Genomic DNA, 26,286 nt, shown 5'->3' with positions numbered 1-26,286 from the left:
AACCGTCCTCAACACTCACGAGGTGGGTGGGGCGCCGAGCGCGTTCGGTGACGGGTGGACAATGGCCGCGTGACTGAGCACCCCAGCTACGGCGACGGGATCGCCGTCGTGACCGTGACGTACTTCCCCGGCGACACCCTCGAGAAGTTCCTCGACACCCTTGAGAAGGCGACGGACCGGGACGTCCAGGTCGTCGTCGCCGACAACGCCTCCACGGACGGCGCGCCAGAGAAGGCCGCCCGCCGGGACAACGTCAAGCTGCTCAGCATCGGCGAGAACGTCGGTTACGGCACCGCCGCCAACCGGGGTGTCGCGGAACTCGACGACAGCTACGGCTGGGTCGTCGTGGTGAACCCGGACCTCGAATGGGAGCCCGGTTCGCTCGACGCGTTGCTCAAGGTGGCCGAGCGCTGGCCACGCGGTGGTGCCTTCGGGCCGCTCATCCACGATCTCGACGGCACGGTGTACCCGTCGGCCCGGCTGCTGCCGTCGTTCGGCCGCGGGATCGGGCACGCGGCGTTCGGCAAGATCTGGCCGGGCAATCCGTGGACGCGGCAGTACCGGCAGGAGACCGGCACGCCGGTCGAGCGCACGGCGGGCTGGCTTTCCGGGTCCTGTCAGCTGTTCCGTCGCGAGGCCTTCGACTCGGTCGACGGGTTCGACACGCGCTACTTCATGTACTTCGAGGATGTCGACCTCGGCGACCGGCTGGCTCGCGCCGGCTGGCTGAACGTGTACGCGCCTTCGTCCAGTGTCATGCACATCGGCGGGCACTCGACTTCGCAGGCGTCGGCGAAGATGCTCCGCGCGCACCACGACAGCGCGTACCGCTACCTCGCGGACCGTCACCGCGGTCTCCTGTGGAAGCCGGTCATGCTCGCGGTGAAGGCCGGTCTCGCGCTGCGCCTCAAGCTCGAAACGCGCCGGAAGTAGCCGTTCCGGCCACCGGAATTCACGCGACCGGGCTCCTCGTCGTCGTTACCGTCGGTGCATGGACTTCGCCGCACTGGACACCTGGCTGACGGAACGCGCCGGGGAGGACCGCTTCTCCGGGGTCGTGCTGATCCGGCGGGGTGACGAGACGCTGTTCGAACGCGGCTACGGCCTGGCCAGCCGCCGCTGGTCGGTGCCGAACGCGCCGGACGTCCGGTACGACACCGCGTCGATCACCAAGGTCGTCACCGCGATCGCCGCACTGGGGCTGGCCGACGAGGGCCGATTGGACCTCGACCGCCCGATCGGCGAGATCATCGACCTCGACGGCACGATGATCGCGGCCGGGGCGACGACGCGGCACCTGCTCACGCACACGTCCGGGATCGCCGACGACGCCGACGAGGAGGCGGGCGAGAGTTACGAGGCGCTGTGGGTCGACAAGCCGGTGTACTCGGTTGTCGAGACACGTGACCATCTGCCCAATTTCGCTTACCGGGCACCGAATTTCGCGCCGGGTGAGGGCTGCCGGTACTGCAATTCGGGGTATGTCCTCGCGGGGCTGGTGATCGAGGAGATCACCGGAAGGCCGTATCGCGACCACGTCCGGGAGGCCGTGCTCGACCGCGCGGGGATGACCGATTCGGGCTTCTTCGACCGGCGTGACCCGCAGCCGAGGGTCGCCGAGGGCTGGGACCCGATCCTCGACGGCGAGCGGATCACCGGCTGGAAGCAGAACATCTTCAGCTATCCGCCGATCGGTTCACCCGACGGAGGGGCGTACTGCACCGTCGGCGACCTCGTGCGGCTTCTGCGGGCGATCCGCGAAGAACGGCTCCTGAGCCCTGAGCGCACGAAGGAGTTCCTCACGCCGCAGGTGCTCCACAGCAGCGGTGTTCGTTACGGCTTCGGTCTCGAGTTCGTACTGGCGCCGGACGGTTCGGTGCGGCACTACTACAAGGACGGCGGGAACGTCGGCGTCTGCTCGCTCATGCGGCACTATCCGGCCGACGGGCTGGACGTCGCGATGCTGTCCAACGCCACGTACGGCGGGGGAGCGGCGATCAAGGAAATCGATCGGGTGATCCGGATGCTATGAACGGTCCGCTACTTGCAAAATTTGCAAGGAACGGACCGTTCATAGCGCGCGTGAAGGGGCTAGATGCCATCCAGACGGCGCGAGAGGTTCGAACGCCCTGAAGGGTTCTGCTTCACCGTCGGCACCAAGCCGCCGACCTCGTTCTCGACGGTCTCCGGCTCCGGCTGTTCGATCAGCGGGCTCTGCACCGGCGCGGCGGGCGGCCGCCGGGTGAGCGGGGTCGTCGCCTGCGGCAGCGGTCTGGTCTGCTGAGGGGCGCCGGGACGCCGCGGGTACGGCTGCGGCTGGGTCGAGCCTTCGCCCCGCACCGCCGGCAGGTCCAGCCGGGTCGTCGGTTCGGGTCCCGCGAGCGGGTGATCGTTCTCCGCGATCAGCGAAGCCGGTAGCTGAGTGGTCGTGTCCGGGTCCGACGAACGGTCGATCTCGGCGACCACCGACCGGGGGATCTGCTGAGTGTTCGCGGAGTCCATCGGAGACGTCGCGTTGTCCGGTGTCACGACGAAGGCTCCACGCGCGCTTGCGCGTGCGAGCAAGGCGTCCGCCCGAGCACGGGGGTCCATTCCCCTAGGCCTCCCGACTGACCTGGGGCCCTCTGGGTTCAGGGCCGACTGTGTGTTGTCTAGGGTAGGCCCTAGGAGCGGCTGCCGTCAGCAGACCCGCAAACGTCTTCCGACAAATGTCGGTGTCAGGCTTCCATGTCCGACAGGATCCGGGTACTGGAGTCGGCCTTGTCCGTCCCGCCGATGCCGTAGATCATCGAGATGTCGTTACGGGCCCCTGCCTCGACCTCGTCGGCCGGGAGCTCGTCGACGTTGCGCCGATCCCCGCCGTTGCAGAACTCGAGCTCCGTGTCCGGGTACGCCGCGCGGATCAGGTCGAACGACTCGTTGATGCCCGGCCCCTGCTCGACGGCGATGTACACGTCGTCGACGATGCGCAGCGCGCGGACGATCCGGGCCCGGACGTCCTCGACCTGGATCACCCTGCCCTTCTTGAGGACCTGCTGGTGATCGTTGTTGACGATGACGATCAGGTAGCCGGACCGGGCCTGAGCGGCTTCGAACAGGTCGAGGTGGCCCTGGTGGAGCGGGTTGAAGTACCCGCTGACGATCGAGGCCTTCGCCGGTCGCTCGGTCATCGTCGGTGTCCTCCATAGGCTTACGGTTTCGGGTGGCCCGCTCACCCTAGCCGAGTGCCGGGTAGTTTCCGTGTGTGCGATTCCGTCCTGCCTTCGAGCTGGACCTGGACACCGTTCTGGGCCCGCTGAGCCGTGGGTCGCGTTCGCCCAACGTGGTCCGCTCCGAGGGCGGGGTCACCTGGCTGGCCGCGAACACCGCGGACGGTGCGGGCACGCTCGCGCTCCTGCGGCGCGCGGACGGTGAGATCGAGGCGGAGGCCTGGGGCCCCGGCGCGGACAGGCTGCTCGAAGGTGTCCCGGCGATGCTCGGCGCACACGACGACGACTCCGGATTCGTCGCGCACCACGACGTCGTCGCCTCGGCCCGGCGCCGGAACCCGGGACTGCGCCTCGGCTCGACCGGCCGGGTGTGGGACGCGCTGGTGCTCGCCGTGCTGGAACAGAAGGTGACCAGTGCGGAGGCGCTGCGGTCGTGGGGTGAATTGTGCCGCTGGTTCGGCGAACCGGCGCCAGGGCCGGGACCGTCCCGGCTGCGCGTGCCGCCGACGCCCGTCGCCATCCGCTCCATTGTGGACTGGAAATGGCATCGCGCCGGGGTGGACCTGAAACGGCGGACGACGCTGATCGCGGCGGCCCGCGTCGCGCCTCGGCTGGAGAAGGCCGTCGAACTGAAAGGTGTCGAAGGGCGGGCTTGGCTGCGGAAGGTGCCCGGTATCGGCGTGTGGACCGCGGCGGAGATCGCGCAGCGGGCCTGGGGAGACCCGGACGCGGTGAGCTTCGGCGACTACAACATCCCGTCGATGGTCGGGCACGCGCTCGTCGGCACGAAACTCGACGACGTCGGGATGTCCGAAGTGCTGGCGCCGTATTCGCCGCAGCGGCAGCGCGCGGTGCGCTACCTGTCGACGGCGGGATTCCGGCGGCCGAGGTTCGGGCCGAAGATCGAACTCCGCGACTATCGCGCGATGTGACTCAGTTGCCCCAGCCCTGCGGCGGGTAGGGCTGCTGCTGGCTCGGGTACTGCGGCTGCTGCTGCGGGTACTGGTGGTACGGAAGAGCGGGCGGCTGCGGTTTGCTGTTCGACTTCACCAGGAAGTAGATCCCGACGCCGACCCCGGCCAGGATCAGGACGCCGACCACCAGCACCAAGAGGAAGACCATGCCGAGAGAGTAACCCGCGGTGCGGGCACCGGCGCGGCGGCTATCGGGCCGGGCTCAGTGCGCGGGGCGTTCCTGCAGCCGCGTGCGGTAGGCGGTGACATTCGCGGCCAACGCGGCGTTCACGATGGCGCTCGCCTCACCCTGGCTCAACCCCAGCTTGCGGGTGATCGCCGCGTACTCGGCGGCCGCGTTCTGCGCCAGTTTCCGGTTCTGGTCGCCCGAGTCCCCGACGAAGGTGCCCGCCCGGCCGCGGGTTTCTATCAGGCCGGCCTCTTCCAGCTCGCGGTACGCCTTGGCGACGGTGTTGGGGGCGATGCCCAGATCCTCGGCCAGTTTGCGGACCGTCGGGAGTTTCGTTCCGACGGGAAGTGTCCGGTCCGTGATCTGCGCGGCGAAGGCGGCCCGTACCTGTTCGTACGGTGGGACGGGTGAGTTCGTGTCGACGCTGACGATCACTTCGTGCTCCAGGTCTCTTGTCGGCGGGCTTGATTAGAGCACCGTGCTCGGCGGGCGCCGCGCCGACCTGCGGATCCGCGCCGCCAGTACGCCGATGAGGATGATCGCGGCGTATCCCACGAGAAACCACCACAGCCCTCCGGCGAACTCCGGAACCGCAGAGGTCATGGGGAGCCCGAGGTAGATTCCGGCAGGCACCAGGGCCAGCTGCGCGTCCTTCCGGCGAAGAGCGTCGTCCGTGCGCAGGGAACGTTCGTCGTCGGCCAGGGCGGGCTGCTCGATCACCTGCCGGACGAGGACGAGCGACAGCCCGCCGAGCACGACGACGCCCGCCGCGTAGGTGAAGCCGATCAGCCGGGTCGCGGCCGCGTCGGCGGACAGGCCGATGCCCAGCCCGATGGCGATCCCGCCGATCGTGCTGAGCAGCCACAGCCCGAACGACCCGAGGCCTGCCACGTCAGGGACGCCCAGCTTCTTTCCGTGCGCGATCCGGCGCGGCAGCGACCGTGCCAGCCGCCGTTCCGCCTTGCGCACTCGCAGGAAGGTCCAGGAGACGAGCCCTGCCAGCGCGACGAAGCTCACCAGAAGGGCGATCAAGCCCACCGATGCGGAGATCGTCGGCCAGTCGGCTTTCCGGCGTGAGTAAAGCCCCGGCATGCCGTCCGAAGTCCGGACGAAGAACTCCTGACTCAGCAGGAACCAGGTGCCCCAGGTCGCCGCGAACAACACGACGGCCACGATGACGGTCTGAGTTTTGATCCGGCTCCGCAGCTTCATCCTGGCCAACTGAAGCCGCTGGGATTCACTGAGTTCCACCACCATCACGCCACTCCCCCTTTGTATCAGTGATCGTATCGCCATGATGGCACAATCGCTGATACAAAGGCAAGGGCTACTGGCGGGGCGGGACCACCTGTGTCCGGTCGCTGTCGGGGACGACCTGGGTGGCGTCGCCGCCCGCCGGCGAGACGACCTGGGTCCGGTCCGCACTCGCGGGCGAAACGACCTGCGTGCGGTCGGCGTTCGCGGGGGAGACCACCTGCGTGCGGTCGGCGGCCGCCTGCTGCTGCGGCGAGACCACCTGCGTGCGGTCCGCGTTGGCGTCCATCGGCGGCCCGGCCTGCTGAGGGGGCGGCGGGAAACCGGGCTGAGGCATGCCGGGCGCGCCGAAGGGGCTGGGCGCCGGAGCGCCGGGCGGCGGCGCGAAACCCGCCGGGGCCGGAGCCGGGGGCGGCGGGAATCCGGGAGCCTGGCCGAAGCCGGGCTGAGGAGGCGGCGGGAATCCAGGCTGCTGCCAGTTGCCCTGCGGGGCGGGGCCGCCGGCGGGCGGGGGAGGCGGCGGGAAGCCCGGCGCGGGGCCGCCGCCACCGAAGTTCGGGTTCTGCGGGAAGGTCATCGGCGGCTTCTTCGCCTGATTGACCTTCACGATGATCACCACGATCACGATGATGATGACGATGATCGCCAAGATCAGCAGAAACCAGCCGAAGCCGTCACCGTCACCGCTGCTGTGGACCCGGACCCGGTCCAGGTATGGCGTCAGCGTCGTCAGCATCATTCCCCCTTAAGAACGTCAGCCGACACCCTAACGGCCGGACGCCGCGGGCACGGCTGCTTCCATCAGTTCGGCGAGATCTTCCGAACCTTTCGGGAGGGAATCCACCGGCCACCACCGAAGATCGTCCGATTCGTCGCTTTGGACCGGTTGCGCCCCGTGAGGTGCGCGCACCACGAACCGCACGTCGAAATGCCGGGTCGGCACACCGAGCGAGCACGTGATCGGGTGAACGTCGAGATGCACCGGAGCCGGGTCGATCACGAGGTCGTCGATGCCGGATTCTTCGCGTGCCTCACGAAGAGCGGCGTCCGCGAGCGTCGCGTCGCCGGGTTCGCAATGCCCGCCGAGCTGCAACCAGCGCCCGACCCGCGGATGCAGGGTGAGGAGCACGTTCTCCGCGTCGGCGTCGAGAAGGACGGCCGACGCGGTGATGTGCCCGGCCGCGCATTCGCGGCGGCAGACGTCGTCCCGTGCGGCGAGGAAGCCGAGATAGGCCTGGCGCAAGGATTCCTGGGCCGCGTCCGCCGGTCGCCAACCGGACAATGTGGACACAACGTCGTCGTGCAGGGTCACAGTTCGAGAAGTCCTTCACCGGGTTCGACGGGGCCGCGCGCGGGCGGGAGCGCGGCGGGATGTCCGATCGCGACCGCGCCGAGCGGTTCCCAGCGCTCGTCAAGGCCGAGGACGTCGCGCACGATGGCGGACGCGAAGATCGTCGACCCGATCCAGCACGAGCCGAGGTCTTCGGCGGCGAGCGCGACCAGCAGGCCTTGCACGGCCGCTCCGCCGGCGACGGTGAACATCGTGTGCTCACAGGCGTTCCGGCGGTCGTCGCGGTAGGTGTGCGCGCCCTCGGCGACGAGGAACGGCACCACGACCTCGGGAGCGTTGTACAGGATGTCGCCGCGGCTGAGCCGTTTCGCGACCTGCTCGGCGGTGAAGCCGTCGCCTTCGAGATCGGCCTGCCACGACGCCTTCATCGCGTCGAGAAGCTTGCGGCGCAAGCCTTCCTCGCGCAGCCACACGAATCGGACCGGCTTCGTGTGATGCGGTGCGGGCGCCGTCAGCGCCGTCCCGACCGCGCGGCGCAGCACCTCGGGATCGACCGGTTCGCCGGTGAACGACCGGATCGACCGCCGCGCGAGCACGGCTTCCCGGCGGCCCTGCGCGATGGATTCGTTGGTACCGAGGCGGAACAGGTCCTCCTCGACCGGCCGCAGCAGCTTGCGGGCGGTCGAACCGTCGTCGGTCAGCTGAAGGCCGCGTACGACGGCGACCGGTGTCCCGCCGAGCTTGCCCTTCACCAGATCCGCCGCCGCGGCGAGCTCGTCGGCGATCGCCACTTCGGTGACCGCGAGTTCGTTGCCCTGGCTGTCGACCTCGCCCGCGTACGAGTGCAGCACCCGCAGGCCGGAGGCGCCGATCGCGGCATCGGTCTGCCCGACCCGCCACGCGCGGCCCATCGTGTCGGTGACGACGACGGCGACCTCGACGCCAAGCCGTTCGCGCAGCCCGTTCCGCAGCGCGAGCGCGGAAGCGTCCGGATCCGACGGCAGCAGCGCGACCTCACCGGAGGCCACGTTCGACGCGTCCACCCCGGACGCCGCCTGCACGATGCCGAGCTTGTTCTCGGTGATCACCGTCCGGTTGATCCGCGCGATCACGCGGACGGACTCCTCCTCGACGAGCTTGCGCCGGGCTGCGTCACGCTCCTCCGGATCGGCCGGGACGCGGATGAGCATGCCCTCGGTCTTGGAGACGATCTTGCTCGTCACGACCAGGACGTCACCCGAGCGCAGCCACGGGGCCGCCTCGACGATCGCGCCGGTCAGATCGTCGCCGGGCCGGAACTCCGGCAGGCCCTCGACCGGCAGGATCTCGATCTTCGCCGAAGCGTGGTCAGGCACCAGAAACTCCCGCCAGATCGAAGGCCGCGCGCACCATCGCCGCGGTCGCGTCCACATCGGACATCAGCAGGGGCACGTCGCGGACCGCGACACCCGGCACGTCGACGGTTTCGCCCTCGGCGACCAGCCAGCCGTCGAGCACGCCGTCGGTGGATTCCTTGCGGGAACCGTAATGCCGCCCCACGGCCTCGGCGGAGGTCTCCACGCCGATCGCGCTCAGGCACGCGTCGGCCATCCCGCGCAACGCCTTCCCGCCGATGATCGGCGAGACCCCGACGACCTTGGCGCGCGTCTTCCGCAGCGCGTCGCGGATGCCCGGGACGCCGAGCGTCGTGCCCACCGAGACCACCGGATTCGACGGCGCGAACAGCACGATGTCGGCGGCCGCGATGGCGTCGAGCACACCCGGCGCCGGCTTCGCCTCGTCGGCGCCGACGGCGATGATCGAATGCGCCTTCGGCTCGGAGCGGTAGCGCACCCACCACTCCTGGAAGTGGATCGCCTTGCGCTGGTCCGGATCCTCCGGATCGTCGATCACGACATGCGTTTCGACGCGGTCGTCCGACATCGGCAGCAGGCGCACGCCCGGCTGCCAGCGATCGCACAGCGCCTCGGTGACCTGGGACAGCGGATAGCCCGCGCGCAGCATCCGCGAACGGATCAGATGCGTCGCGATGTCCTTGTCGCCCAAGCCGAACCAGGTCGGCTCGGCTCCATAGGCGGCGAGCTCCTCCTTGACCGTCCAGGTCTCGCCGGCGTGGCCCCAGCCGCGCTCGGTGTCGATCCCCCCGCCGAGGGTGTACATGCAGGTGTCCAGGTCCGGGCAGATACGCAGACCGTGCATCCACACGTCGTCCCCGGTATTCACCAGCGCGGTCACCTCGTGCGGCGATTCCGGGGCGGAACCGGTCGCGGGCAGACCCAGTGCTTGCTTGACCCCCAGCAGGAAGCGGGCTCCGCCCACTCCGCCGACCAAAATGACGACCTTCACGACGGGCGATCCTCGCACGCGCCGGGTCCCGGGGCCCAGTAGCGGTACCTGTGGTGCTCCGTACAGCCCAGGCTCTCGTACAGCTTCAGCGCGCCGGAGTTCCCCATCGCGACCTGGAGGAGCATCCCTGTCGCGCCCTGACCGGCGCCCCAGGCGCCCACGGCGTTCATCAGCCCTCGGGCCAGCCCGCGGCGCCGGAACTCCGGCCGTACCTCCAAACGGGCGATGTGCAGCCAGTTGCCGACGACCGCTCCGCGCACCGCGCCTGCCGTGACACCCTCCAGCTCCACGACCCCGAAGCCGACCTTGCCGGTGCCGAGGACATGCCGTGGCGCCTCCGGCGGGTCCACGCTGTCCGCGGCCATCTCCCACCATCCGGACGTCGGCTCGTCGAGAATCACCGCTCCCGCCGAGGTCCCGCGCGAGAGCGGCCCGGTGAGCAGGCGAACCTCGTGCGCGGGCCGGTGTTCCACATAGTGGACCCAGCCGGAGGCGGCGAGTTCGTCTTCGATGGACGTGTTCTGGATCACCTGAACGACGGGTGGGATGGCATGATCGTGGGCGAAGTCACAGACCGCCCGCAGGGCGTCTGGCAGCGGTTTTCCCGGGTCACCGATCGCCAGGGCACTGTTGGCCCGGGCGGTGAACCCGTCCGCCCAGCGGAGCCTCCAGTCGCCGATCCGGCTCTCCAGCAGGGGAGTCCAAGCCTGGCTACAGGTGAGCTCGAGCATTTCCGCACTGTTCACGGTTAGATTGTGCCAAGGAAGGCAGTGGAGGGACCCCGATGAGCATCGCGCGCAAGGACGACAGGCACAACGAAGACCTGGTCCGCGAGATCTCTGACGGCTTCAACCGGGCGTTGGGCGCGGAAAAGGCCGTCGAGAAGGGCGAGAAGGACCCAGCGGCGGCGAAGCCCGCCCCGCCGCAGTTCGTCATCACTGGGGACAGCAGGGCCACTCCGCCGCCGCGCCGGAAGGACCGCTGAAAGCCCATACCCGGAGTACGGATAAGGGTGGCCTAAGCGGGCCGGTCGCGCCCGTGGGCGCGTAATGTCCGTTGCAGACTGGTGAAGCAGAGATAAAGCAGGAGTGCGCAGTGACCTACGTGATCGCCGAGCCCTGCGTCGACGTGCTCGACAAGGCGTGTATCGACGAGTGCCCCGTGGATTGCATCTACGAGGGTGACCGCATGCTGTACATCCACCCGGACGAATGCGTCGACTGCGGTGCCTGCGAGCCGGTCTGCCCCGTCGAGGCGATCTACTACGAGGACGACGTCCCCGACGAGTGGAACGACTACACCAAGGCCAACGTCGACTTCTTCGACGAGCTCGGCTCGCCCGGTGGCGCCTCCAAGGTCGGCAAGACCAGCCACGACCCCGCCTTCATCAAGGCTCTTCCCCCGCAGGGCGAATGAGCCGGGTCGCTCTTCCCGATTTCCCCTGGGACTCCCTCGCCGAAGCCAAGGCGAAGGCCCAGGCGCATCCCGGCGGCATCGTCGACCTGTCGATCGGCACGCCAGTGGACCCGGTCCCCGAGAGCATCCGCGCGGCGCTCGCGTCCGTCTCGGAGATCCCGGGGTACCCGACCACGCACGGGATTCCCGAGCTCCGGGCCGCCGCGATCGACGCGCTTTCGCGGCGGCACGGTATCGAGGGGGTTCCCGAGGCCGCCGTGCTGCCGACGATCGGTTCGAAGGAACTGGTCGCTTCGCTGCCGCGGCAGCTGGGGTTCGGCCCCGGCGATCTCATCGTCATCCCTGAGGTGGCGTACCCGACTTACGAGGTCGGCGTGCTGCTCGCGGGTGCCTCCCTGCTGCGCGCGGACAGCACCTTCGCGGTCGGTCCGCAGCGCCCGTCGATGGTGTGGATCAACTCGCCGTCCAATCCGACCGGGCGGGTGCTCGGTGTCGACCACCTGCGCAAGGTCGTCGAATGGGCGCGTGAACGCGATGTCGTCGTGGTCTCCGACGAGTGTTATCTGGCGCTGGGCTGGGAAAGCGAGCCCGTGTCGATCCTGCACCCGTCCGTGCACGGCGGCTCCCTCGACGGCCTGCTCGCCGTCCACTCGCTGTCGAAGTCCGCGAACCTGGCCAGCTACCGCGCCGGATTCGTCACCGGCGACCCGAAGCTCGTCACCGGCCTGCTGGAGATCCGCAAGCACTCCGGGCTGATCGTGCCGCGGCCGGTGCAGGAGGCCATGGTCGCCGCGCTGAAGGACGACGAAGCGCTTGCCGTGCAACGGGAACGCTACGCGCGCCGCCGGCTGGTGCTGCGGAAGGCGTTGCTGGACAGCGGTTTCGAGATCTCGCATTCCGAGGCGGGGCTGTATCTCTGGTCCACGCGCGGCGAATCAGCGCTCGACACGGTCGACTGGCTCGCCGGACGCGGCATCCTCGCCGCGCCGGGCACGTTCTACGGGCCGACCGGCGGGCAGCACGTCCGGATCGCCTTGACGGCGACGGACGAGCGGATCGACGCGGCCGTGGAGCGGCTGGCTTCCTGATTCAGCGAACGTCGCGACCGGTGAAACCCCGGTAGACGAATCGCGTCAGCGCCTCGACGGCTTCTTCTTCGGAGATCGCCGACGGGTCGAGCAGCCACGTATGCGCGAAACCGTTGACCAGTTCGGCCATCATCGCGAGCGTGACCCGCTCGGACGCCGGGAGTTCCATACCCGCCGCGGTGATGTACCCGAGGTGGTCCAGGAGATCTGCCGCCTGGGCGGCGCCGAAGCGCGCATAGGTGCGGGCGAACTCGTCGCTGACCATCGCGGCTTGGCGTAGCGCGAGCATCGTCGCGGCGTTGTCGCGGTGGAAATCCCAGTACGCGCAGACGTGCCAGCGCACGGCCTGCGGGTCGGTGAAGTCGGGGATGTGCTCCGGCGAGGCCGCGTCGACGTCGCTCGCCGCCGCGAGATCTTCGAGAAGCGCTTCGAGCAGTTCTTCCTTGCTCGCGAAGTGGTTGTAGAACGAACCCGCCGCGCGCCCGGCCTCCGCCGTGATGTCGGTGATCTTGGTGTTCAGGTACCCCTTCGCCGCGAAAACGCGCTTCGCCGCCTCTTTGAGCGCGGCCTCGGTCTCCGCCGCCTTCTCCTTGCGGCTCATCTCCACCTCCTTGACACGGAAGGCTAGCAACGGTCACACTGAATCAAGATTCACTGAATCGGAATTCACTGGAGGAGAGATGACCGAGGTGCTGATCGCGGGAGCCGGGCCGACCGGGCTCACGCTGGCCATCGACCTCGCGCGCCGCGGCGTCGGCGTGCGGATCGTGGAGAAGGCCGAGACGTTCTTCGAGGGCTCGCGCGGCGACGGCCTGCAGCCGCGCACGCTGGAGGTCTTCGAGGACCTCGGCGTACTGGACGCGGTGCTGGCCGCCGGGCAGCCGCCCGTGGCGATGAAGATCCATCTGGGCGGCGAGGTCGTGGGCGAGCGGATGATGGCCGAGCTCGCCGAGCCGACCCCGGACGTGCCGTATCCGAACGGCCACTTCCTCGGCCAGTCGCGGACGGAGGGGATCCTTCGTGAGCGGCTCGCGGAGTTCGGCGTCCAGGTCGAGCTCGGCACCCCGCTGCTCGGTTTCGAGCAGGACGTCGACGGGGTGACCGCCGAGCTGCCGGGCGAGCGCGTCCGGGTCGGCTACCTCGTCGGCGCGGACGGCGGGAAGAGCTTCGTGCGCAAGGCGCTCGGGATCGCGTTCGAGGGCACCACCGACGAGTCGGTCCGCATGCTGCTGGGGGACGTCCAGGCCGAGGGGCTCGATCGCGCGTACGGGCACTGGTTCGCGAAGCCCGAGGATCCGATGTCGGGGATCGTGCTCACTCCGCTGCCGGGAGTGCCGCACTTCCAGTTCGGCGCGTCACTGGGCGAAGAGGAGGTCGAGGCGTCGCTCGGCACGTTGCAGTCGCGGCTCGACGAGCTGTCGGGCGGAGGGGTCCGGCTGCACGATCTCGCCTGGTCGACGGTGTGGCGGCCCAACATCCGGCTCGCCGAGCGGTTCCGTGACGGTCGGGTGTTCCTCGCCGGCGACGCGGCGCACGTCCACCCGCCGACCGGTGGGCAGGGGCTCAACACCGGCGTCCAGGACGCGTACAACCTGGGCTGGAAACTGGCGGACGGTTCAGCGGAGCTGCTCGACAGCTACGAGCCCGAGCGTCGCGGGGTCGCCGCGCGGGTGCTGAAGATCAGCACTGAGATCCTCGAGAAGTACAAGGAAGGCGCGGAAGACGCGCACGAGCGCGGCGAGAACACGCGTCAGCTCGACATCGGCTACCGCGGCGGCCCGCTCGCGCCCGCGGCGACCGGCCGGATCCGGCCCGGCGACCGCGCCCCGGACGCGCCGCTGAAGGACGCGAACGGCAAATCCGTCCGGCTGTTCGAGCTGCTGCGCGGCCCTCAGGCGACGCTGCTGGTGTTCGGCGACGGTCTGGCGCCCGAAGGCGCGCGGCGGATCCTGCCCGCGGGGAGCGCACTGTCCGATGTGGACTTCGAGGATGTCGGCGGCCATGCTTTCGCCGCGTACGAAGCCGGGAACGGGCGGCAGGTGTCCATCCGTCCGGACGGCTATATCCGCGGGCTCACCGCCTGAGCGGCCGCGTCGACCTCCGCCCAGACATCGCGCCACACGGCGCGGACCTCGGCACGGCGCAGCAGCTCCTTCTCCGCGATCCGGCCCGCGATGAAAGCGGCCTCGGAGTCGACGGAGGCGGCCACACCGCGCATCCGGTCAGCGGCGACGCAGGCGTCCTGGTGATCCCCGAGGACGGTCTGGAAGTTCTTCGTGGCCTTGATCAGCCGCTGGATCCGTTCGGCCTGCTTCTTCTTCGCCGCGGGCTTGGCCATCTCGGCGGCGTAGCGGAGCTTCTTGCCGTAGATGCGAAGCGCGTGAAGGTCGTCGTCCGGGGGATCGGCGGGAAGCGCCTTCACGGCCTTCGAGAGCTTTCGGTGGGGCTTCGCGAGACCGGCGACGAGATCGGCCGAGGTCTGGGGACTTTCGGTGGAGACCTCTTCGGCGGCCGGTTGGCGGGCGAGGCGGCCGATGTCCTGCAGCATCGAGGCGTACCGGGGGCTGGCGAGCGCTCGGGTGAGCCGCCGCTTCGCGACACCGCGTTCGGTGACGAACTTCGAGACCAGACGGCGCGCGGCAGGCTGGTCGCGCACCTCGAATTCGGCGACGACCTCGCGGAGATGCCCGATCAGGACGTCGTAATCGCGGACGTCGCCGAGAGACTGGCCGAGCCAGCCGAGTTCGGCGCGCACCGGCTCGGCGTCCGGGCCGACAAGGCGGCCCGAGAGCTTGAGGACGCTCCGCATGCGGCGCAGCGCGACCCGCATCTGGTGGAGGTCTTCGGGGTCGGCGCCGGATTTGGTGCCGGGTTCGTGTGCGAGGAGGGCGCGGATCTCGACGTCGAGTTTGACCCGGACATGGGTGGCCGCCGGATCGCCCGGCCCCGCTTTGGCGGGACGGTCGCCGAGCCCGAGCGCGGCAGGAGTGGTCGAAGGGACGTTCTTGCGCGGCAGGGTCTCGGCTGTCACAAGATGAATTCTAGGTGAACCGGCAAGGTGGTCCACGCCGTGAGAGAAGCAAGGGACCTTTGCTACCGCCCTCCGGGGGAGAGTGGTAGCAAAGGTCCCTTGCTGTCGCTGAGGGCTTCGGGCGACCGGCCGAGGATGTCGTGAAAGCCACTTGCGGGACATCAGACGTCGCGAAAGTGGCTTTCGCGACATCCCGGGCTACCCAGGTGGTAGCAAAGGTCCCTTGCTCCCGCGCGAAGCGGCCGCCGACGGCGACTGTGCGGCTTTCGGGTCATCCAACGCACCAAAATCCACACGGTCGGTCAGCGTCGCTACGCGGGGTGAAGGGTGTGCGGAAATAGGGACGCTCAACGTCTCTATTTCCACACACCCGCTGGTCACGCCCCGCGGTAGCAAAGGTCCCTTGCTCTCTTTTCGCAGGTCAGTTGGCGTGCAGGGCCGCGTTCAGCTCGATGCCGACGCCGGTGCGCGCGACGACCTCGACGGCGCCGGTCCCGGAGTTGCGTCGGAAGACCGCGCCCGAAATGCCGGACAGCTCCAGCGCCTTCACGACCTTGCCCTCGAAGGTCACCTTCGTGCCGGCCGTGACGTACAGGCCGGCCTCGACGACCGAGTCGTCGCCGAGCGAGATGCCGACGCCGCCGTTCGCGCCGATCAGGCAGCGCTCGCCGATCGAGATGGTCTCCTTGCCGCCGCCGGACAGCGTGCCCATGATCGACGCGCCACCGCCGACGTCGGAGCCGTCGCCGACCACGACGCCCGCCGAGATCCGGCCTTCGACCATCGAGGCGCCGAGCGTGCCGGCGTTGAAGTTGACGAAGCCTTCGTGCATGACGGTGGTGCCGTTGGCCAGGTGCGCGCCGAGGCGGGCGCGGTCGGCGTCGGCGATGCGGACGCCGGTCGGCACGACGTAGTCCACCATCCGCGGGAACTTGTCCACGCCGTAGACGGTGACGTTGCCGCGCGCCCGCAGCCGCAGCCGGGTCGCCTCGAAGCCCTCGACGGGGCACGGCCCGTGGTTGGTCCACACGACGTTCGCCAGCAGCCCGAAGATGCCGTCGAGGCTCGCGCCGTGCGGCCGGACCAGGCGGTGCGACAGCAGGTGGAGGCGCAGGTAGACGTCGTGCGTGTCACCGGGGGCGTCGGCGAGCCGGGCGATGGTCGTGCGGACCGCGACGACCTCGACACCGCGGTCGGTGTCCGGGCCGAGCTGGGCGGCGGCGGCCTCACCGAGGGCCTCGGAGGCCTCCTCGGCGGTCAGCCGCACCGTGCCGGCCTTGTCGTCGGCGCCGTCGATCAGCTTGGGCAGCGGGAACCAGGTGTCCAGCACCGTGCCGTCGGTCGTGACGGTGGCCAGTCCGACGCCGGTGGCGCCGGTCGTTTCGGGGTCAGGGGTCTGCTCGCTCACGTCCTGAACGGTAACCCAGTGACCCTCCTTAGCCGCCGACGAGGCTCTTCACACTGGTCAGCGCCGTCGCCATGTCGCCGAGCGCCTGGCCGCACGGGCCGCCGGGAGCCGCCTGGTCCTGGCAGTTCGCGGTGCGGAAGGCGGCGATCGGGCGCTCCAGCGCGTCGGCGTGCGACGACAGGTCCGGGCGGCGCTTGCGGATGGTGCCCGCGGCGCTGAAGAGCTCGGTCACGTACTTCTGGCAGCCCTTGGGCGATTCGGTCCCCGGCGCCAGATAACACTGGTCGGTGCTCAGCGCCTTGAGCTTGATCGGCAGCACGTCCGGCCCCTCGCCGCGGGTGGGTTTCACCGTGACGGGGACCTCGTTCGATCCACAGCCGCTGAGTACCAGGAGAAGGGCGAGCAGGATCGCTTTGGTGCGCACGCCTTCACGGTAGCCCCGTGCCCCCGGCGGTACGGTTCGGGCATGCCTTCGCTCGATCTGCACGCCGATCCCGTCGACCTCACCGCCGCGCTGGTGGACATCTTCAGCGTCTCCGAAGAGGAGAAGGTCATCGCGGACACCGTGCAGGCCGCGCTCCAGGAGCAGGCACCGCATCTCGAAGTGATCCGCAACGGTGACGCGGTCCTCGCCCGCACGAACCTCGGCCGCCCGTCGCGGGTGCTGCTGGCCGGGCATCTCGACACCGTTCCGGTCAACGAGAACATGCCCGTGCGCCGCGAGGGGACCGGTGACGACGAGATCCTGCACGGACTGGGCACCGTCGACATGAAGAGCGGCGACGCCGTCTTCCTGCACCTCGCCGCCGCCCTCCGGGAGCCGAAGCACGACGTCACCTTCGTGTTCTACGACTGCGAAGAGATCGAAGCGACGAAGAACGGCCTAGGCCGCATCGAGCGTGAGCTGCCCGAGTGGCTGCAGGCCGACCTCGCGATCCTCGGTGAGCCGTCGAACGGCGGGATCGAGGGCGGCTGCCAGGGCACGATGCGGATCGAGATCCGCGTCGAGGGCGTCCGTGCGCACACCGCGCGCGGCTGGATGGGCGTCAACGCGATCCACGGTCTCGCCGAACCGCTGAGCAGGCTGGCCGGGTACACGCCGCGCGTGGTCGACATCGACGGCCTGACCTACCGCGAAGGGCTCCAGGCCACGAAGATCGGCGGCGGTGTCGCGGGCAACGTCGTGCCGGACGAGGCCGTGCTCACGATCAACCACCGCTTCGCGCCCGACCGCTCTCCGGAAGAAGCCGAGGCGCACCTTCGCGAGCTCTTCGAGGGCTACGACGTGAAGGTTGTCGACTTGTCGCCAGGAGCGTTGCCGGGGCTGAGCGCTCCCGCGGCGGCCGAGCTGGTCGCCGCGGCCGGCGGCAAGGCGGTCGCGAAGCTGGGCTGGACCGACGTCGCGCGCTTCGCGGCCCTTGGGATCCCTGCGGTGAACTTCGGGCCCGGCGACCCGACGCTGGCGCACACCCGCCAGGAGAACGTGCGGGCGGGCGAGATCCGGCAGGTCGCTTCGGTGCTGCGCGAGTTCCTCAGCTAGCCAGGGCGAGAAACTCGTCGAGCGCCTTCTCCGGGCCGCCGTAGGCGAGATGCGAGATGGCGAACATGGGGGCGATCACGCGGCTCCAGGCGTACAGCCGGTCGCCGTCGAGTCCGCACGCGGCCGCCACCACCTGGCACCGCGCCTCGACTCCTTCCTGCCCGGCGCCGCACACCACGTAATCCACGGCGTCGAAGCACGGATCGCCCACGCATGCCTTCGGGTCGATCGCGATCAGGCCGCGCGAGCCGCCGTCCAGGACGTTGCCGAGATGCAGATCGCCGTGGAGCAGCACGACGTCGTCCTGCGTGTCCAGCAACCTCTCGCAGCGCTCGATCGCCCGTCGCCAGGTGTCCGGACCGATCCGGGCCGCGATGGCCGGTTCGGTGATGCGGCGGCCGATCCGGTCGAAGGACTCCTCGAACCGCCCGCGCAGGCTCCACGGCCAGCCTTCGGGCGGGGCGACCGCGTGCAGGGCGGAGAGCAGCTCTCCCCAGCGTCCCGGCAGGGTCGACGGCGGCAGGTTCTCGGCTTCGGTGCCCGGCTGGATCTCTTCCAGCACCATCGCGCCGGCGTCCGCGTCGGCGGCGAGGACGGCGGGCACCCGGCCCGAAGGCGCGAACACCCGCAGCATTTCGAGCTGTTTGGTCAGCAGCGGCCCGTCCGGGCTGAGCTTGAGCACCGCCGGTGTCCCGTCGGACCACCGGCAGCGCAGGACGACGGACGAGGCTCCGCTGTCGAACAGCTCGCCGAGTTCGAAGTCCCATCGGGAGGCCAGGCTCCGGGCGAGGGCGGGAACGCCGGCGAGCCACCCTTCGGCCTCGGCGCCGAAGCGGTCGGCCAAACGAGCGCTGATGTCTTCCAAGTCCACGTCGGTCACTGAGAAACGTCCTCCTCGGCTCCGAGAAGGAGCAGTCCACGCCGCAGTACGTCCGCGGCCTCTTCATAACGCCTCTGATCGCGAAGCAGCTCTCCCGCCTTGTCGATCGAAGCGGCCAAGACGCCGCGAGCGTCGCGGAGGGCCGCTACGTCGATGGCGTGCGCGAAGCCTGCTTCGGCTGCTTCAAGGTCTCCGCGAGCCAGCGCCAGCGACCCCTGCTGGAACACGAGGGACGCGGAGAGCGGCGAGTCCGCAGGGATGGCTTCAGCCGCTTCGGAGAGTAGACCGGCGGCGTCGTCGAGACGACCGAATTCCCGGCAGACGTCGGCGAGTTCCAGCGTGACGGCGTGATCGGGAGCGGCCGCACGTGACGCGCGAAGGTCCGCGAGAGCGCCTTCGAGGTCGTCGGCACGCCGGACCAGCGCTCGCGCGAACAGGCATCGGGCCAGCACCGGCCGCAGGGCGCGTTCGTGGAGCAGGTCGTGCAGCGACGATACGGCGGCGACGGCGTCGGCGACCCGTCCCTCACCGAGATACGCCTCGGCCAGCCGCCGCTGGTTCTCGGCGAGCTCGGCCAGGATCTCCTCATCGCCGCGAGCCAGCCGCAGTGCCTCTCTCGCGTGATACGCGGCCAGGGCGGTATCGCCGAGGCGAAGCTGCCCGTCGGCGAGGTACGCGTGCAGGGTCAGCAGGAGCACCGGATGCGGATGACGGTCGAGGCTCGCGTCGAGCGCCGTCCGGAGCAGGTGCATCGCGTGGTGCGGCTCGCCTCGGCCGACCAGGACGTTCGCCCGCAGCGCGGCGGCCAGCCCCCGGTACGACGGGATGTCGGCGGCGAGCGCGGTTTCGGCGGCGGCCACCAGCCGCGCCAGGCTGTCGCCCCGCGCGAATCGTGCGAGCCACAGCCAGGCGAGCCCGGCCTGGCGGTCGCGGCCGATCTTCTCGGCCCGCCGCGCCAGCCGCCGCATCTTCGGCGCCGAACCGTTCCCCGCCAGGAAATCCACCGCGGCCGCCGCGATGTCCAGGTCGAGCCGGACATCGTCGCGCGGCGAGGTCACGCCCAGCAGTTCACCGGTGTCGACCCCGAGCCGGGTGGCGAAGTGGCGCAGCGCGTCACCCGACGGCGTCCGCGCGCCTGTCTCGACGGAAGAGACATAAGCGGCGGTGTAGTGCGGTTCGGCGAGTTCGCGCTGGGTGAGGCCGCGTTCGGCGCGCAGCCGCCGCAGCCGTTCGCCGACCTCGTCGCCCATGACCGAGAACGATACGGGCGAGCGCGCCGAAAGGTTGCGCGCGCGATCCCACAACTTCTCCCGGCCCCTGCTCGTACCCCCGGATGTGACCGATGACCTCCGGGAGGACCGATGACCGTGCGCCGGGCACTGGCCCTCGTCGTCTGCGCCTTGGCGCTGGCCGGTTGCGAAGATCATTCGGTCGCCCCTCCGAGTACGGCACCGGTGACGCCGGTGCCGGTCACCGTCCCCTCGACGCCGAAGCCCGTGCTGGCGCCACCGTCCGCCGAGATCACCTTCCCGGAGGCGGGATCCGGCCAGTGGGTGTTCCCGACCGGCGAGGGTCAAGTCGCCGGGTCCGCCGGGAGACTGCTGCGGTATCGCCTCGCCGTCGAAGCCGACATCGTGGGCGTGAGCTCGGACGGTTTCGTCAAGGCGGTCGAGTCCACGTTGGCCGACCCGCGAGGCTGGACCGGTGGCGGGCGATGGCGCCTGCAGCGGGCCGGGCCGGACGGTCCCGTCGATTTCACGATCTATCTGGCGACGCCGAAGACGCGCGACGTCCTGTGCGGCAGACCCGACGGCTACACCTCGTGCCGCAACGGGAACAGCGTCGTGCTCAACGTCGCCCGCTGGGCGCACGGCGTCCCCGGCTATGGCGCGCCGCTGGCGGTCTATCGGCAGTACATGGTCACCCACGAGGTCGGGCACCGGCTCGGCCGCGGGCACGAGCGATGCCCGGTGCCGGGCGCCCTCGCGCCGGTGATGCAGCAGCAGACGCTGGGCCTGCACGGCTGCACCCCGAACCCGTGGCCTTATCCCGACGGGAAGCAGTACTCCGGGCCTTCGGGGGAGTACGACGACCCGATCCCGCGCGGCGACTCGTGAGTTACGCCCTCAAGCACGCGAGTTCCGCCCCTGATCACGCGAGTTCGCCGGTTCCGCACGGCGAGCCCGCGTGACCGAACTCGTAACTCGCGTGATTGGACGGCGAACTCGCGTGCTTGGGGGCGTAACTCGCGTGATCAGACGGACGACACGGGGGATCAGCGGCCCTGCAGGGATTTCACGTTCTGGCCGAAGGTCCAGTTCCGCGAACCGTCCCAGTTGATCGACCAGGTCATCAGGCCCTTGAGCGACGGGATGCTGCGGTAGGCCTGGGAAACCAGGCTCGGCGACATGTAGCCGCCGCCCGCGCCCGCCTGCGCCGGCAGGCCGGGGGCCTGCTTGTCGTAGGGGACGCGGATCGTCTGGCCCTGGATCACCAGGCCCTTGTCGAGGCAGTTGGTCTGCGCGACGAAGCCCTGAACCGTCCCGGCCTGGTACGAATCACCGGAGCAGCCGTACATGCTTCCGTTGTAGTACTGCATGTTCAGCCACCACAGCCGTCCGTTGTCCGCGTACTTCTTGATGATCGGCAGATACGCGCCCCAGATCGAGCCGTAGACGACGCTGCCGCCGGTGACGTACGCGGTCTCCGGCGCCATGGTGAGCCCGAAGTTCGACGGCATCGCGGCGAGGACGCCGTCGATGATGCGGATGAGGTTCTTCTGCGACGCGGAAAGCGTGCTGATGTTCCCGCTGCCGGTGAGGCCGGTCTCGATGTCGATGTCGATCCCGTCGAAGTTGTACTTCTTCAGGATCGGCACGATGGTGGCGACGAATTTGTCCGCCACGGTGGCCGAATTCAGATCGATTCCCGCGGTGGCGCCGCCGATGGACATCAGGATCGTCGCGCCCGCGTCCTTCGCGGCGCACATTTCGGACGGGGTCGCGACCTTCACAGTCGCGTCCATCCCGTCCTCCCATTTGGCCGTTCCGTCGGACAGGATGACCGGAAAGGCCGCGTTGATCACGTTGTACCCATTGGCCTTGATCCGGGCGTCGGTGATCGGGATCCAGCCCATCGGCGGATGGACGCCGTTCGACGCGCCGTCCCAGTTCTCCCAATAGCCCTGCAGGACTTTGCCCGCGGGCTTCGATTTGACCGCGCAGACCTCGGCGTCGGGGGACGCGTGCGCCGAGCCCAAGGCGACGAGTGTGGTGACGGCGAGTACCGCCGCGCCGGTGATTGCGAGCAGCCGTGAGACGCGACCGAACATACCCAGCTCCCATCTCGAAAGCGGTTTGAACGAACAGGAAGCGGCCGTTCGGCTCAACATAGGTCGCCGCGCATGAGTGGCGCTACCGACGATCGGGTGGTCTAGACCAGATATCGAAGAGTTGTCCGAAAATCCCCGTCACGCACGAAGGCCATCCCACGAGGCCGGGTGTCCTCGTGAGATGGCCTTCGCCATTCGGATGGTCAGACGGTGATGGTCCAGCTGTCGAGCGTGCCGGTGTCCTGCGCGTAGGCGTCGTAGAGCACGAGCGTCCAAGTGCCGGAAGCGGCTTCGTTGGTCACCGGGACCGAGTAGGTCCTTGTGCCGAGATCGGTGCACGGCAGGGAGCCGGTGGGCTTGACCGAGTATGTGCTGCCGTCGGGGCCTTCAGGCTGATGCGGAGGTCCTCGGAGCAGGTGTGCGTCCCGGTGATCGACACCTTCACCGGCGACGTCGCCGCACCCGTCGCGCTGGACGTGATCGGGCTGTTGACCGTCGCGTAGTCGTTCAGCGCGAAGTCGGTGCCGTTGGTGAACGTGCGCACGCTGACGTCGCCGACGGTGAGCGTGTACTGCGCCGTGCGGTCCACCGAGGTCCCGTCGCCGGTCACGGTGATCGTGCTGGTGCCGTTGGGAGTGCTCGCCGACGTCGCGATGGTGAGCGTCGAGGAGCCGCCGGACTGCACCGAAGCGGGGTTGAACGTCGCGGTCGCCCCGGCGGGAAGGCCGCTGGCGCTCAGCGAGACCGCTTGTGCCGCACCGGAAGTCGTCGCGGTGTTGACGGTGACGGTCGTCGACTGTCCCGCTTGGACGGTGCCGGACGACGGCGAGAGCCCGAGCGAGAAGTCCGGTCCGGTCGACGTTCCGACGGCGAGCTTCCACAGCGCGTACGCGATCGCGTCGCTGTTCTTCTCCAGCGGGGTGTCCGGGATGTTCGACAGCGTGTCGCACGCGCGGTGGTAGCAGCTGTCGAACGGCCGCCCGGCGGTGCCGCCCCATTTCTGTTGCTGTGCGGCACTCTTCGTGTAGCCGGCGCCGGTCGCGAGGCCACCGACCGGGATGCCCGCGCTCTTGAACGACGCGTGGTCCGAACGGCCGTCGCCTTCGGTGTCGCCCTCGGTCTGGATGCCGATCGTCCGGAAGTACTCGTCGAACACCGCCTTGACCGAAGCGACGTCGTCGTAGACGAAGTAGCCCCAGTTGTCGGAGCCGATCATGTCGAAGTTCAGGTATGTCTTGATCTTCGTGCGCTCGGTCTGCGGCAGGCTGTTGACGTAGAACCTGGAACCGCGCAGGCCGGACTCCTCGTCGGCCCACCAGCCGAAGCGGACGCGTTTGGCCATCGCCGGGTTCTCGCGGGCCAGCGTCAGCGCGACTTCGAGGATCGAGGCCGAACCCGAGCCGTTGTCGTTGATGCCGGGGCCGGCGCTGACGCTGTCGAGGTGCGCGCCGAGCATGATGACCTGGCTCGCGTCACCCTGCGGCCATTCGGCGATGACGTTCTGGTTCGATCCCGCGCAGCTCGTGCAGGTCTGCAGCGTGACGTTGTAGCCCGCGTCGCGCAGTTTCTGTGCCACATAGGACACCGACGCCGGGTAGCCCGGCCGGCCGGAGGCGCGGTTGCCGCCGTTCTGGTTGGCGATCGTCTGCAGCGCGCTCAGGTGCGCCTTGACGTTGGCGAGCGAGATGTCCGGTGCGGCGGTGGTGGTCGCCTGCGCGGGCGCGGTGACGACCCCCAGTACGGCGGCCATGCCGACGACGGCCGCTCCTATTCGCTTTCCCCACTTCATGCCGGGTTCCTTTCGAGAGGAGTGTGTGAAGGACTCCTTCCCCCGGCCGAGCCGAGGGAAGGAGTCCTTCACGCGCGGGAGGCGCTAGACCGTGATGGACCAGCTGTCGAGCGTGCCGGTGTCCTGCGAGTAGGCGTCGTAGACCACGAGGGTCCAGGTGCCCGCCGCGACTTCGTTGGTCACGTTCACCGAGTAGTTCCGCGTGCCCAGGTCGGTGCAGGGCAGGGAGCCGGTGGGCTTGACCGAGTACGTGCTGCCGTCGGGGGCCTTCAGGCTGATGCGGAGGTCCTCGGAGCAGGTGTGCGTACCGGTGACCGTCACCTTCACCGGGGACACCGCGTTACCGGTGGCGGTGGAGGTGATCGGGCTGTTCACCGTGCCGTAGTCGTTCAGCGCGTAGTCGGTGTCGTTGCTGTACGTCCGCACGTCACCGCCGGTGCCGACGGTCAGCTTGTACTGCGCGGTGTGCGTGCCGCTGGCCGCCGTGCCGGTCACCGTGATGGTGCTGGTGCCGTCAGGGGTGCTCGCCGACGTCGCGATGGTGAGCGTCGAGGAGGCGCCCGACTGCACCGAGGCCGGGTTGAACGTCGCGGTCGCCCCGGTGGGAAGGCCGCTCGCGGTCAGCGAAACCGTCTGCGCCGTACCGTTGGTGGTCGCGGTGTTCACCGTGACGGTGGCCGACTCGCCCGGCTTGACCGTGCCGGCCGCCGGGTCGACGCCGACCGAGAAGTCGTTGCCCTGCGGGGTGCACGAGGTCGGTTCACCGGTCGCCGCGGGCACGCTGATGGCGTTCCACGCCGCCTTGGTGGTGTTGAACTCGGTGCAGGAGCCCGGGTACAGCGCGAGCGCCGCTTCCAGGGTGGCCTTGCGGGCCGCGCGGTGGTTCCAGCTGGAGGTCTTCTTCAGCAGGCCGTTGTAGAAGATCTTCGCGGCCTTCTGGATGCCGATCCCGGTGATCGAGGTGTTGTTGCAGGTCGGGCTGGCCGGCTTGCCGACCGGCGCGGTGCCCTCGGCCAGCAGGTAGAACCAGTGGTTCTGCGGGCCCGCGGCGGCGTGCACCTCGGTGTTCGGGATGGACGACGAGTAGCAGTCGGGGTTGCCGGAGATCCGGCTCGGCTGGTTCATGTAGCGGATCGGGCCGCGGCCGACCAGGTTCACGCCCTCGCCGACGTCGTAGTCCGGGGTGTCCTTGGCGTTGTTGGCGTAGTGCTCGGTGACGGCACCGAAGATGTCACCGGTGGACTCGTTGAGCCCGCCGTTCTCGTTGCCGCTGCCCGCGCCGCCCGGCGTGGTCTGGAAGATGGCGTGGCCGTACTCGTGCGCGACGACGTCCATCGGGGTGGCCTGGCGCTGGCTGTCCTGCGAGCGGCCGTAAGTGGTCGAGGAGCCGTTCCAGTAGGCGTTGGCCTGGTTGAGCCCGACGTAGGCGGGGAAGCCGCCGCCGTTGCCGTTGATGCCGTTGCGGCCGAGCCATTCGCCCAGCATCTTCCACTCGGTCTGCACGCCGAAGAGCGCGTCGACGCAGGCGGTTTCCAGATCGGTGCCGGAACCGTTGCCCCAGTTGTCGTCCGGTCCGCTGTAGGGCGAGCCGTTCTGGCGGGCACAGCTGATGTTGGTGCGCTGCGGGTCGCGCATCGTGTACGTGCCGCCGGAGTTCGTCGTGTCGATGGTGACGTTGCCGACGTAGTAGCTGTTCCCGGCGCCCAGCGTGCTGACGTCGTTCGACGCCGCCTTCGGTGCGGCGGCGGGGAAGTTGGACATCTTGACGTCGTCACGGGTTTCGAGCACCGCGCCGGTGACGCCGTCCACGAACACGTGCAGGTTGCTCGGCGTCGTCGCCTTGGTGCCCGCGACGACGACCTCGTAGGCGAGCTTGGGGGAGTTCCCCGCCAGCACGACGAGCTTCGGCGCGACAACACTGTCTACTTTGGACAGTTGGCTGCGCGCGACCTCGGTCGCCTTCGCCGCGGAGATCTTGGCCTTCGTCCCGACCGAGATCGACGCGGTCTCCGCGGCGCTGGTGCCGCGGACGCGCCCGGCGCCGTCGGCGACCACCACCGCGTCCCCGCCGACGACCGGCAGGCCACGGTAGGTTCGTTCGTAAGCGGCGTAGAAGAGTCCTCCGCCACCCTGGGTCAGCCCGACGCGGCGGAAGTCCTCGTCGGCCCCCCTCCGCAAGTGGTCCACCCCGGCCGCGGCGGCCCGGTCGGCCGCGCTCGCGGCCACGGCGTCGGGGGTCGCGGGCTGGATGGTGGCGGTGGTCGCGTTCGCCGGGGTCACCGGGAACGTCATGCTCAGGGCAAGGCCGGCGACGGCCGCCAACCCTGTTCTGAGCCCTCGCTGAACGGTCATGTGAACCTTCCATGGGCAGGACCGTGTACCCGTACGGCCAGTGGCGCGGCGGGGAATTCGACCGGGGCGGGTGCACGGCGGGGGACGGGGAGCGTGCCCATTCGGATAACTGGAGTTATCCCGATGGACACGTCCGAGTAAAGGAGCCGCTCACAAGGCCGTCAATGGGCCGGATGGCCTAGCGGGCCGGGTGAAGATCCACATGCAG

27 protein-coding genes and 1 pseudogene are annotated in these 26,286 nt (G+C 69.4%); 9 read left to right on the top strand and 19 right to left on the bottom strand.

The window, feature by feature from the left end; genetic code table 11:
- Positions 1-69 precede the first annotated feature (69 nt).
- Together MJQ72_RS36475 and MJQ72_RS36470 are read left to right on the top strand one after the other, a co-directional pair.
- The gene (locus MJQ72_RS36475; protein ID WP_240595580.1) at positions 70-933 is read left to right on the top strand and encodes a glycosyltransferase family 2 protein; all 864 of its coding nucleotides are present in this window, start codon (positions 70-72) and stop codon (positions 931-933) included.
- Positions 934-991: 58 nt separating this feature from the next.
- Positions 992-2,032 (top strand): serine hydrolase, encoded by a 1,041-nt coding sequence (locus tag MJQ72_RS36470; protein WP_240595579.1) that lies wholly within the window; start codon positions 992-994, stop codon positions 2,030-2,032.
- 59 nt (positions 2,033-2,091) lie between these two features.
- On the opposite strand, the gene MJQ72_RS36465 is transcribed toward MJQ72_RS36470, so the two are convergent.
- Together MJQ72_RS36465 and MJQ72_RS36460 are read right to left on the bottom strand one after the other, a co-directional pair.
- The gene (locus MJQ72_RS36465) at positions 2,092-2,592 is read right to left on the bottom strand and encodes a hypothetical protein (RefSeq protein ID WP_395878011.1); all 501 of its coding nucleotides are present in this window, start codon (positions 2,590-2,592) and stop codon (positions 2,092-2,094) included.
- Positions 2,593-2,717: 125 nt separating this feature from the next.
- On the bottom strand, positions 2,718-3,170 hold the full coding sequence (locus MJQ72_RS36460; protein ID WP_038519182.1) for an adenylyltransferase/cytidyltransferase family protein: 453 nt from the start codon (positions 3,168-3,170) through the stop codon (positions 2,718-2,720).
- 74 nt (positions 3,171-3,244) lie between these two features.
- On the opposite strand from MJQ72_RS36460, the gene MJQ72_RS36455 reads away from it, so the two are divergent.
- Complete coding sequence (locus MJQ72_RS36455; protein ID WP_240595577.1) at positions 3,245-4,141, top strand: DNA-3-methyladenine glycosylase; 897 nt, start codon at positions 3,245-3,247, stop codon at positions 4,139-4,141.
- A 1-nt stretch (position 4,142) separates the two neighbouring features.
- Here MJQ72_RS36455 and MJQ72_RS36450 read toward each other — a convergent pair whose 3' ends face one another.
- The 8 genes from MJQ72_RS36450 to MJQ72_RS36415 all read right to left on the bottom strand — a co-directional run bounded on the left by MJQ72_RS36450 (position 4,143) and on the right by MJQ72_RS36415 (position 9,974).
- Entirely contained in the window at positions 4,143-4,331 is a 189-nt protein-coding gene (locus tag MJQ72_RS36450; protein ID WP_240595576.1) for a hypothetical protein, read from the bottom strand.
- A 54-nt stretch (positions 4,332-4,385) separates the two neighbouring features.
- Positions 4,386-4,787: a GntR family transcriptional regulator gene (locus MJQ72_RS36445; RefSeq protein ID WP_240595575.1), complete on the bottom strand. Its 402-nt coding sequence runs from the start codon at positions 4,785-4,787 to the stop codon at positions 4,386-4,388.
- A 33-nt stretch (positions 4,788-4,820) separates the two neighbouring features.
- Entirely contained in the window at positions 4,821-5,609 is a 789-nt protein-coding gene (locus MJQ72_RS36440) for a hypothetical protein (RefSeq protein ID WP_240595574.1), read from the bottom strand.
- 70 nt (positions 5,610-5,679) lie between these two features.
- Positions 5,680-6,342, bottom strand: coding sequence for a hypothetical protein (locus MJQ72_RS36435; RefSeq protein WP_240595573.1), 663 nt, complete (start codon positions 6,340-6,342; stop codon positions 5,680-5,682).
- Between the two features lie 30 nt (positions 6,343-6,372).
- Positions 6,373-6,918, bottom strand: coding sequence for an NUDIX hydrolase (locus MJQ72_RS36430; RefSeq protein ID WP_240595572.1), 546 nt, complete (start codon positions 6,916-6,918; stop codon positions 6,373-6,375).
- Positions 6,915-8,252 carry a coenzyme F420-0:L-glutamate ligase gene (locus MJQ72_RS36425; protein ID WP_240595571.1) on the bottom strand — a complete coding sequence of 446 codons (1,338 nt, stop codon included), beginning with the start codon at positions 8,250-8,252 and terminating at the stop codon, positions 6,915-6,917. The genes MJQ72_RS36430 and MJQ72_RS36425 overlap by 4 nt, the downstream gene beginning before the upstream one ends.
- Positions 8,245-9,243 carry a 2-phospho-L-lactate transferase gene (gene cofD, locus MJQ72_RS36420; RefSeq protein ID WP_240595570.1) on the bottom strand — a complete coding sequence of 333 codons (999 nt, stop codon included), beginning with the start codon at positions 9,241-9,243 and terminating at the stop codon, positions 8,245-8,247. Before cofD ends, MJQ72_RS36425 begins: the two co-directional genes overlap by 8 nt.
- Positions 9,240-9,974, bottom strand: a complete 735-nt coding sequence (locus tag MJQ72_RS36415) for an N-acetyltransferase (protein ID WP_240601509.1) — start codon at positions 9,972-9,974, stop codon at positions 9,240-9,242. Before MJQ72_RS36415 ends, cofD begins: the two co-directional genes overlap by 4 nt.
- A 53-nt stretch (positions 9,975-10,027) precedes the next feature.
- Between MJQ72_RS36415 and MJQ72_RS36410 the strand changes: the two genes are divergently transcribed.
- The 3 genes from MJQ72_RS36410 to dapC all read left to right on the top strand — a co-directional run bounded on the left by MJQ72_RS36410 (position 10,028) and on the right by dapC (position 11,747).
- Positions 10,028-10,228 (top strand): hypothetical protein, encoded by a 201-nt coding sequence (locus tag MJQ72_RS36410; RefSeq protein ID WP_240595569.1) that lies wholly within the window; start codon positions 10,028-10,030, stop codon positions 10,226-10,228.
- 110 nt (positions 10,229-10,338) lie between these two features.
- Positions 10,339-10,659, top strand: a complete 321-nt coding sequence (gene fdxA / locus MJQ72_RS36405) for a ferredoxin (protein WP_016331413.1) — start codon at positions 10,339-10,341, stop codon at positions 10,657-10,659.
- Positions 10,656-11,747 carry a succinyldiaminopimelate transaminase gene (gene dapC / locus MJQ72_RS36400; RefSeq protein ID WP_240595568.1) on the top strand — a complete coding sequence of 364 codons (1,092 nt, stop codon included), beginning with the start codon at positions 10,656-10,658 and terminating at the stop codon, positions 11,745-11,747. Before fdxA ends, dapC begins: the two co-directional genes overlap by 4 nt.
- A gap of 1 nt (position 11,748) precedes the next feature.
- Here the strand turns inward: dapC and MJQ72_RS36395 are convergent, their stop codons facing one another.
- Positions 11,749-12,348: a TetR/AcrR family transcriptional regulator gene (locus MJQ72_RS36395; protein WP_240595567.1), complete on the bottom strand. Its 600-nt coding sequence runs from the start codon at positions 12,346-12,348 to the stop codon at positions 11,749-11,751.
- Between the two features lie 79 nt (positions 12,349-12,427).
- Here MJQ72_RS36395 and MJQ72_RS36390 point away from each other — a divergent pair, with 79 nt between their 5' ends.
- Positions 12,428-13,831 (top strand): FAD-dependent monooxygenase, encoded by a 1,404-nt coding sequence (locus MJQ72_RS36390; protein ID WP_240595566.1) that lies wholly within the window; start codon positions 12,428-12,430, stop codon positions 13,829-13,831.
- Here the strand turns inward: MJQ72_RS36390 and MJQ72_RS36385 are convergent.
- The 3 genes from MJQ72_RS36385 to MJQ72_RS36375 all read right to left on the bottom strand — a co-directional run bounded on the left by MJQ72_RS36385 (position 13,807) and on the right by MJQ72_RS36375 (position 16,610).
- On the bottom strand, positions 13,807-14,778 hold the full coding sequence (locus MJQ72_RS36385; protein ID WP_240595565.1) for a CHAD domain-containing protein: 972 nt from the start codon (positions 14,776-14,778) through the stop codon (positions 13,807-13,809). The genes MJQ72_RS36390 and MJQ72_RS36385 overlap by 25 nt on opposite strands.
- Positions 14,779-15,199: 421 nt before the next feature.
- Positions 15,200-16,186, bottom strand: coding sequence for a 2,3,4,5-tetrahydropyridine-2,6-dicarboxylate N-succinyltransferase (gene dapD, locus MJQ72_RS36380; protein ID WP_240595564.1), 987 nt, complete (start codon positions 16,184-16,186; stop codon positions 15,200-15,202).
- A gap of 28 nt (positions 16,187-16,214) precedes the next feature.
- Positions 16,215-16,610 (bottom strand): hypothetical protein, encoded by a 396-nt coding sequence (locus tag MJQ72_RS36375; RefSeq protein WP_240595563.1) that lies wholly within the window; start codon positions 16,608-16,610, stop codon positions 16,215-16,217.
- A 42-nt stretch (positions 16,611-16,652) separates the two neighbouring features.
- Here MJQ72_RS36375 and dapE point away from each other — a divergent pair, with 42 nt between their 5' ends.
- The gene (gene dapE, locus MJQ72_RS36370; protein ID WP_240595562.1) at positions 16,653-17,726 is read left to right on the top strand and encodes a succinyl-diaminopimelate desuccinylase; all 1,074 of its coding nucleotides are present in this window, start codon (positions 16,653-16,655) and stop codon (positions 17,724-17,726) included.
- Here the strand turns inward: dapE and MJQ72_RS36365 are convergent.
- Entirely contained in the window at positions 17,719-18,606 is an 888-nt protein-coding gene (locus MJQ72_RS36365) for an aminoglycoside phosphotransferase family protein (protein ID WP_240595561.1), read from the bottom strand. The two genes, dapE and MJQ72_RS36365, sit on opposite strands and share 8 nt — an antisense overlap.
- Positions 18,603-19,856, bottom strand: a complete 1,254-nt coding sequence (locus MJQ72_RS36360; RefSeq protein WP_240595560.1) for a helix-turn-helix transcriptional regulator — start codon at positions 19,854-19,856, stop codon at positions 18,603-18,605. Before MJQ72_RS36360 ends, MJQ72_RS36365 begins: the two co-directional genes overlap by 4 nt.
- A gap of 111 nt (positions 19,857-19,967) precedes the next feature.
- Here MJQ72_RS36360 and MJQ72_RS36355 point away from each other — a divergent pair, with 111 nt between their 5' ends.
- Positions 19,968-20,723 (top strand): DUF3152 domain-containing protein, encoded by a 756-nt coding sequence (locus MJQ72_RS36355; protein WP_240595559.1) that lies wholly within the window; start codon positions 19,968-19,970, stop codon positions 20,721-20,723.
- Between the two features lie 158 nt (positions 20,724-20,881).
- Here the strand turns inward: MJQ72_RS36355 and MJQ72_RS36350 are convergent, their stop codons facing one another.
- The 3 genes and pseudogenes from MJQ72_RS36350 to MJQ72_RS36340 all read right to left on the bottom strand — a co-directional run bounded on the left by MJQ72_RS36350 (position 20,882) and on the right by MJQ72_RS36340 (position 26,078).
- Positions 20,882-21,937: a chitinase gene (locus tag MJQ72_RS36350; RefSeq protein WP_240595558.1), complete on the bottom strand. Its 1,056-nt coding sequence runs from the start codon at positions 21,935-21,937 to the stop codon at positions 20,882-20,884.
- Positions 21,938-22,140: 203 nt separating this feature from the next.
- Positions 22,141-23,726: pseudogene (locus MJQ72_RS36345) on the bottom strand (M28 family peptidase).
- Between the two features lie 84 nt (positions 23,727-23,810).
- A complete protein-coding gene (locus MJQ72_RS36340) occupies positions 23,811-26,078 on the bottom strand; it encodes a M4 family metallopeptidase (RefSeq protein WP_240595557.1) in 2,268 nt (755 codons plus the stop codon).
- Between the last annotated feature and the right edge of the window lie 208 nt (positions 26,079-26,286).

It is taken from the genome of Amycolatopsis sp. EV170708-02-1 (genome assembly GCF_022479115.1).
In the GTDB taxonomy this organism is placed as follows: Bacteria; Actinomycetota; Actinomycetes; order Mycobacteriales; family Pseudonocardiaceae; genus Amycolatopsis.
The sequence above is the reverse complement of the archived record's forward strand: the minus strand, read 5'-3'. Positions and strand labels throughout refer to the sequence as shown.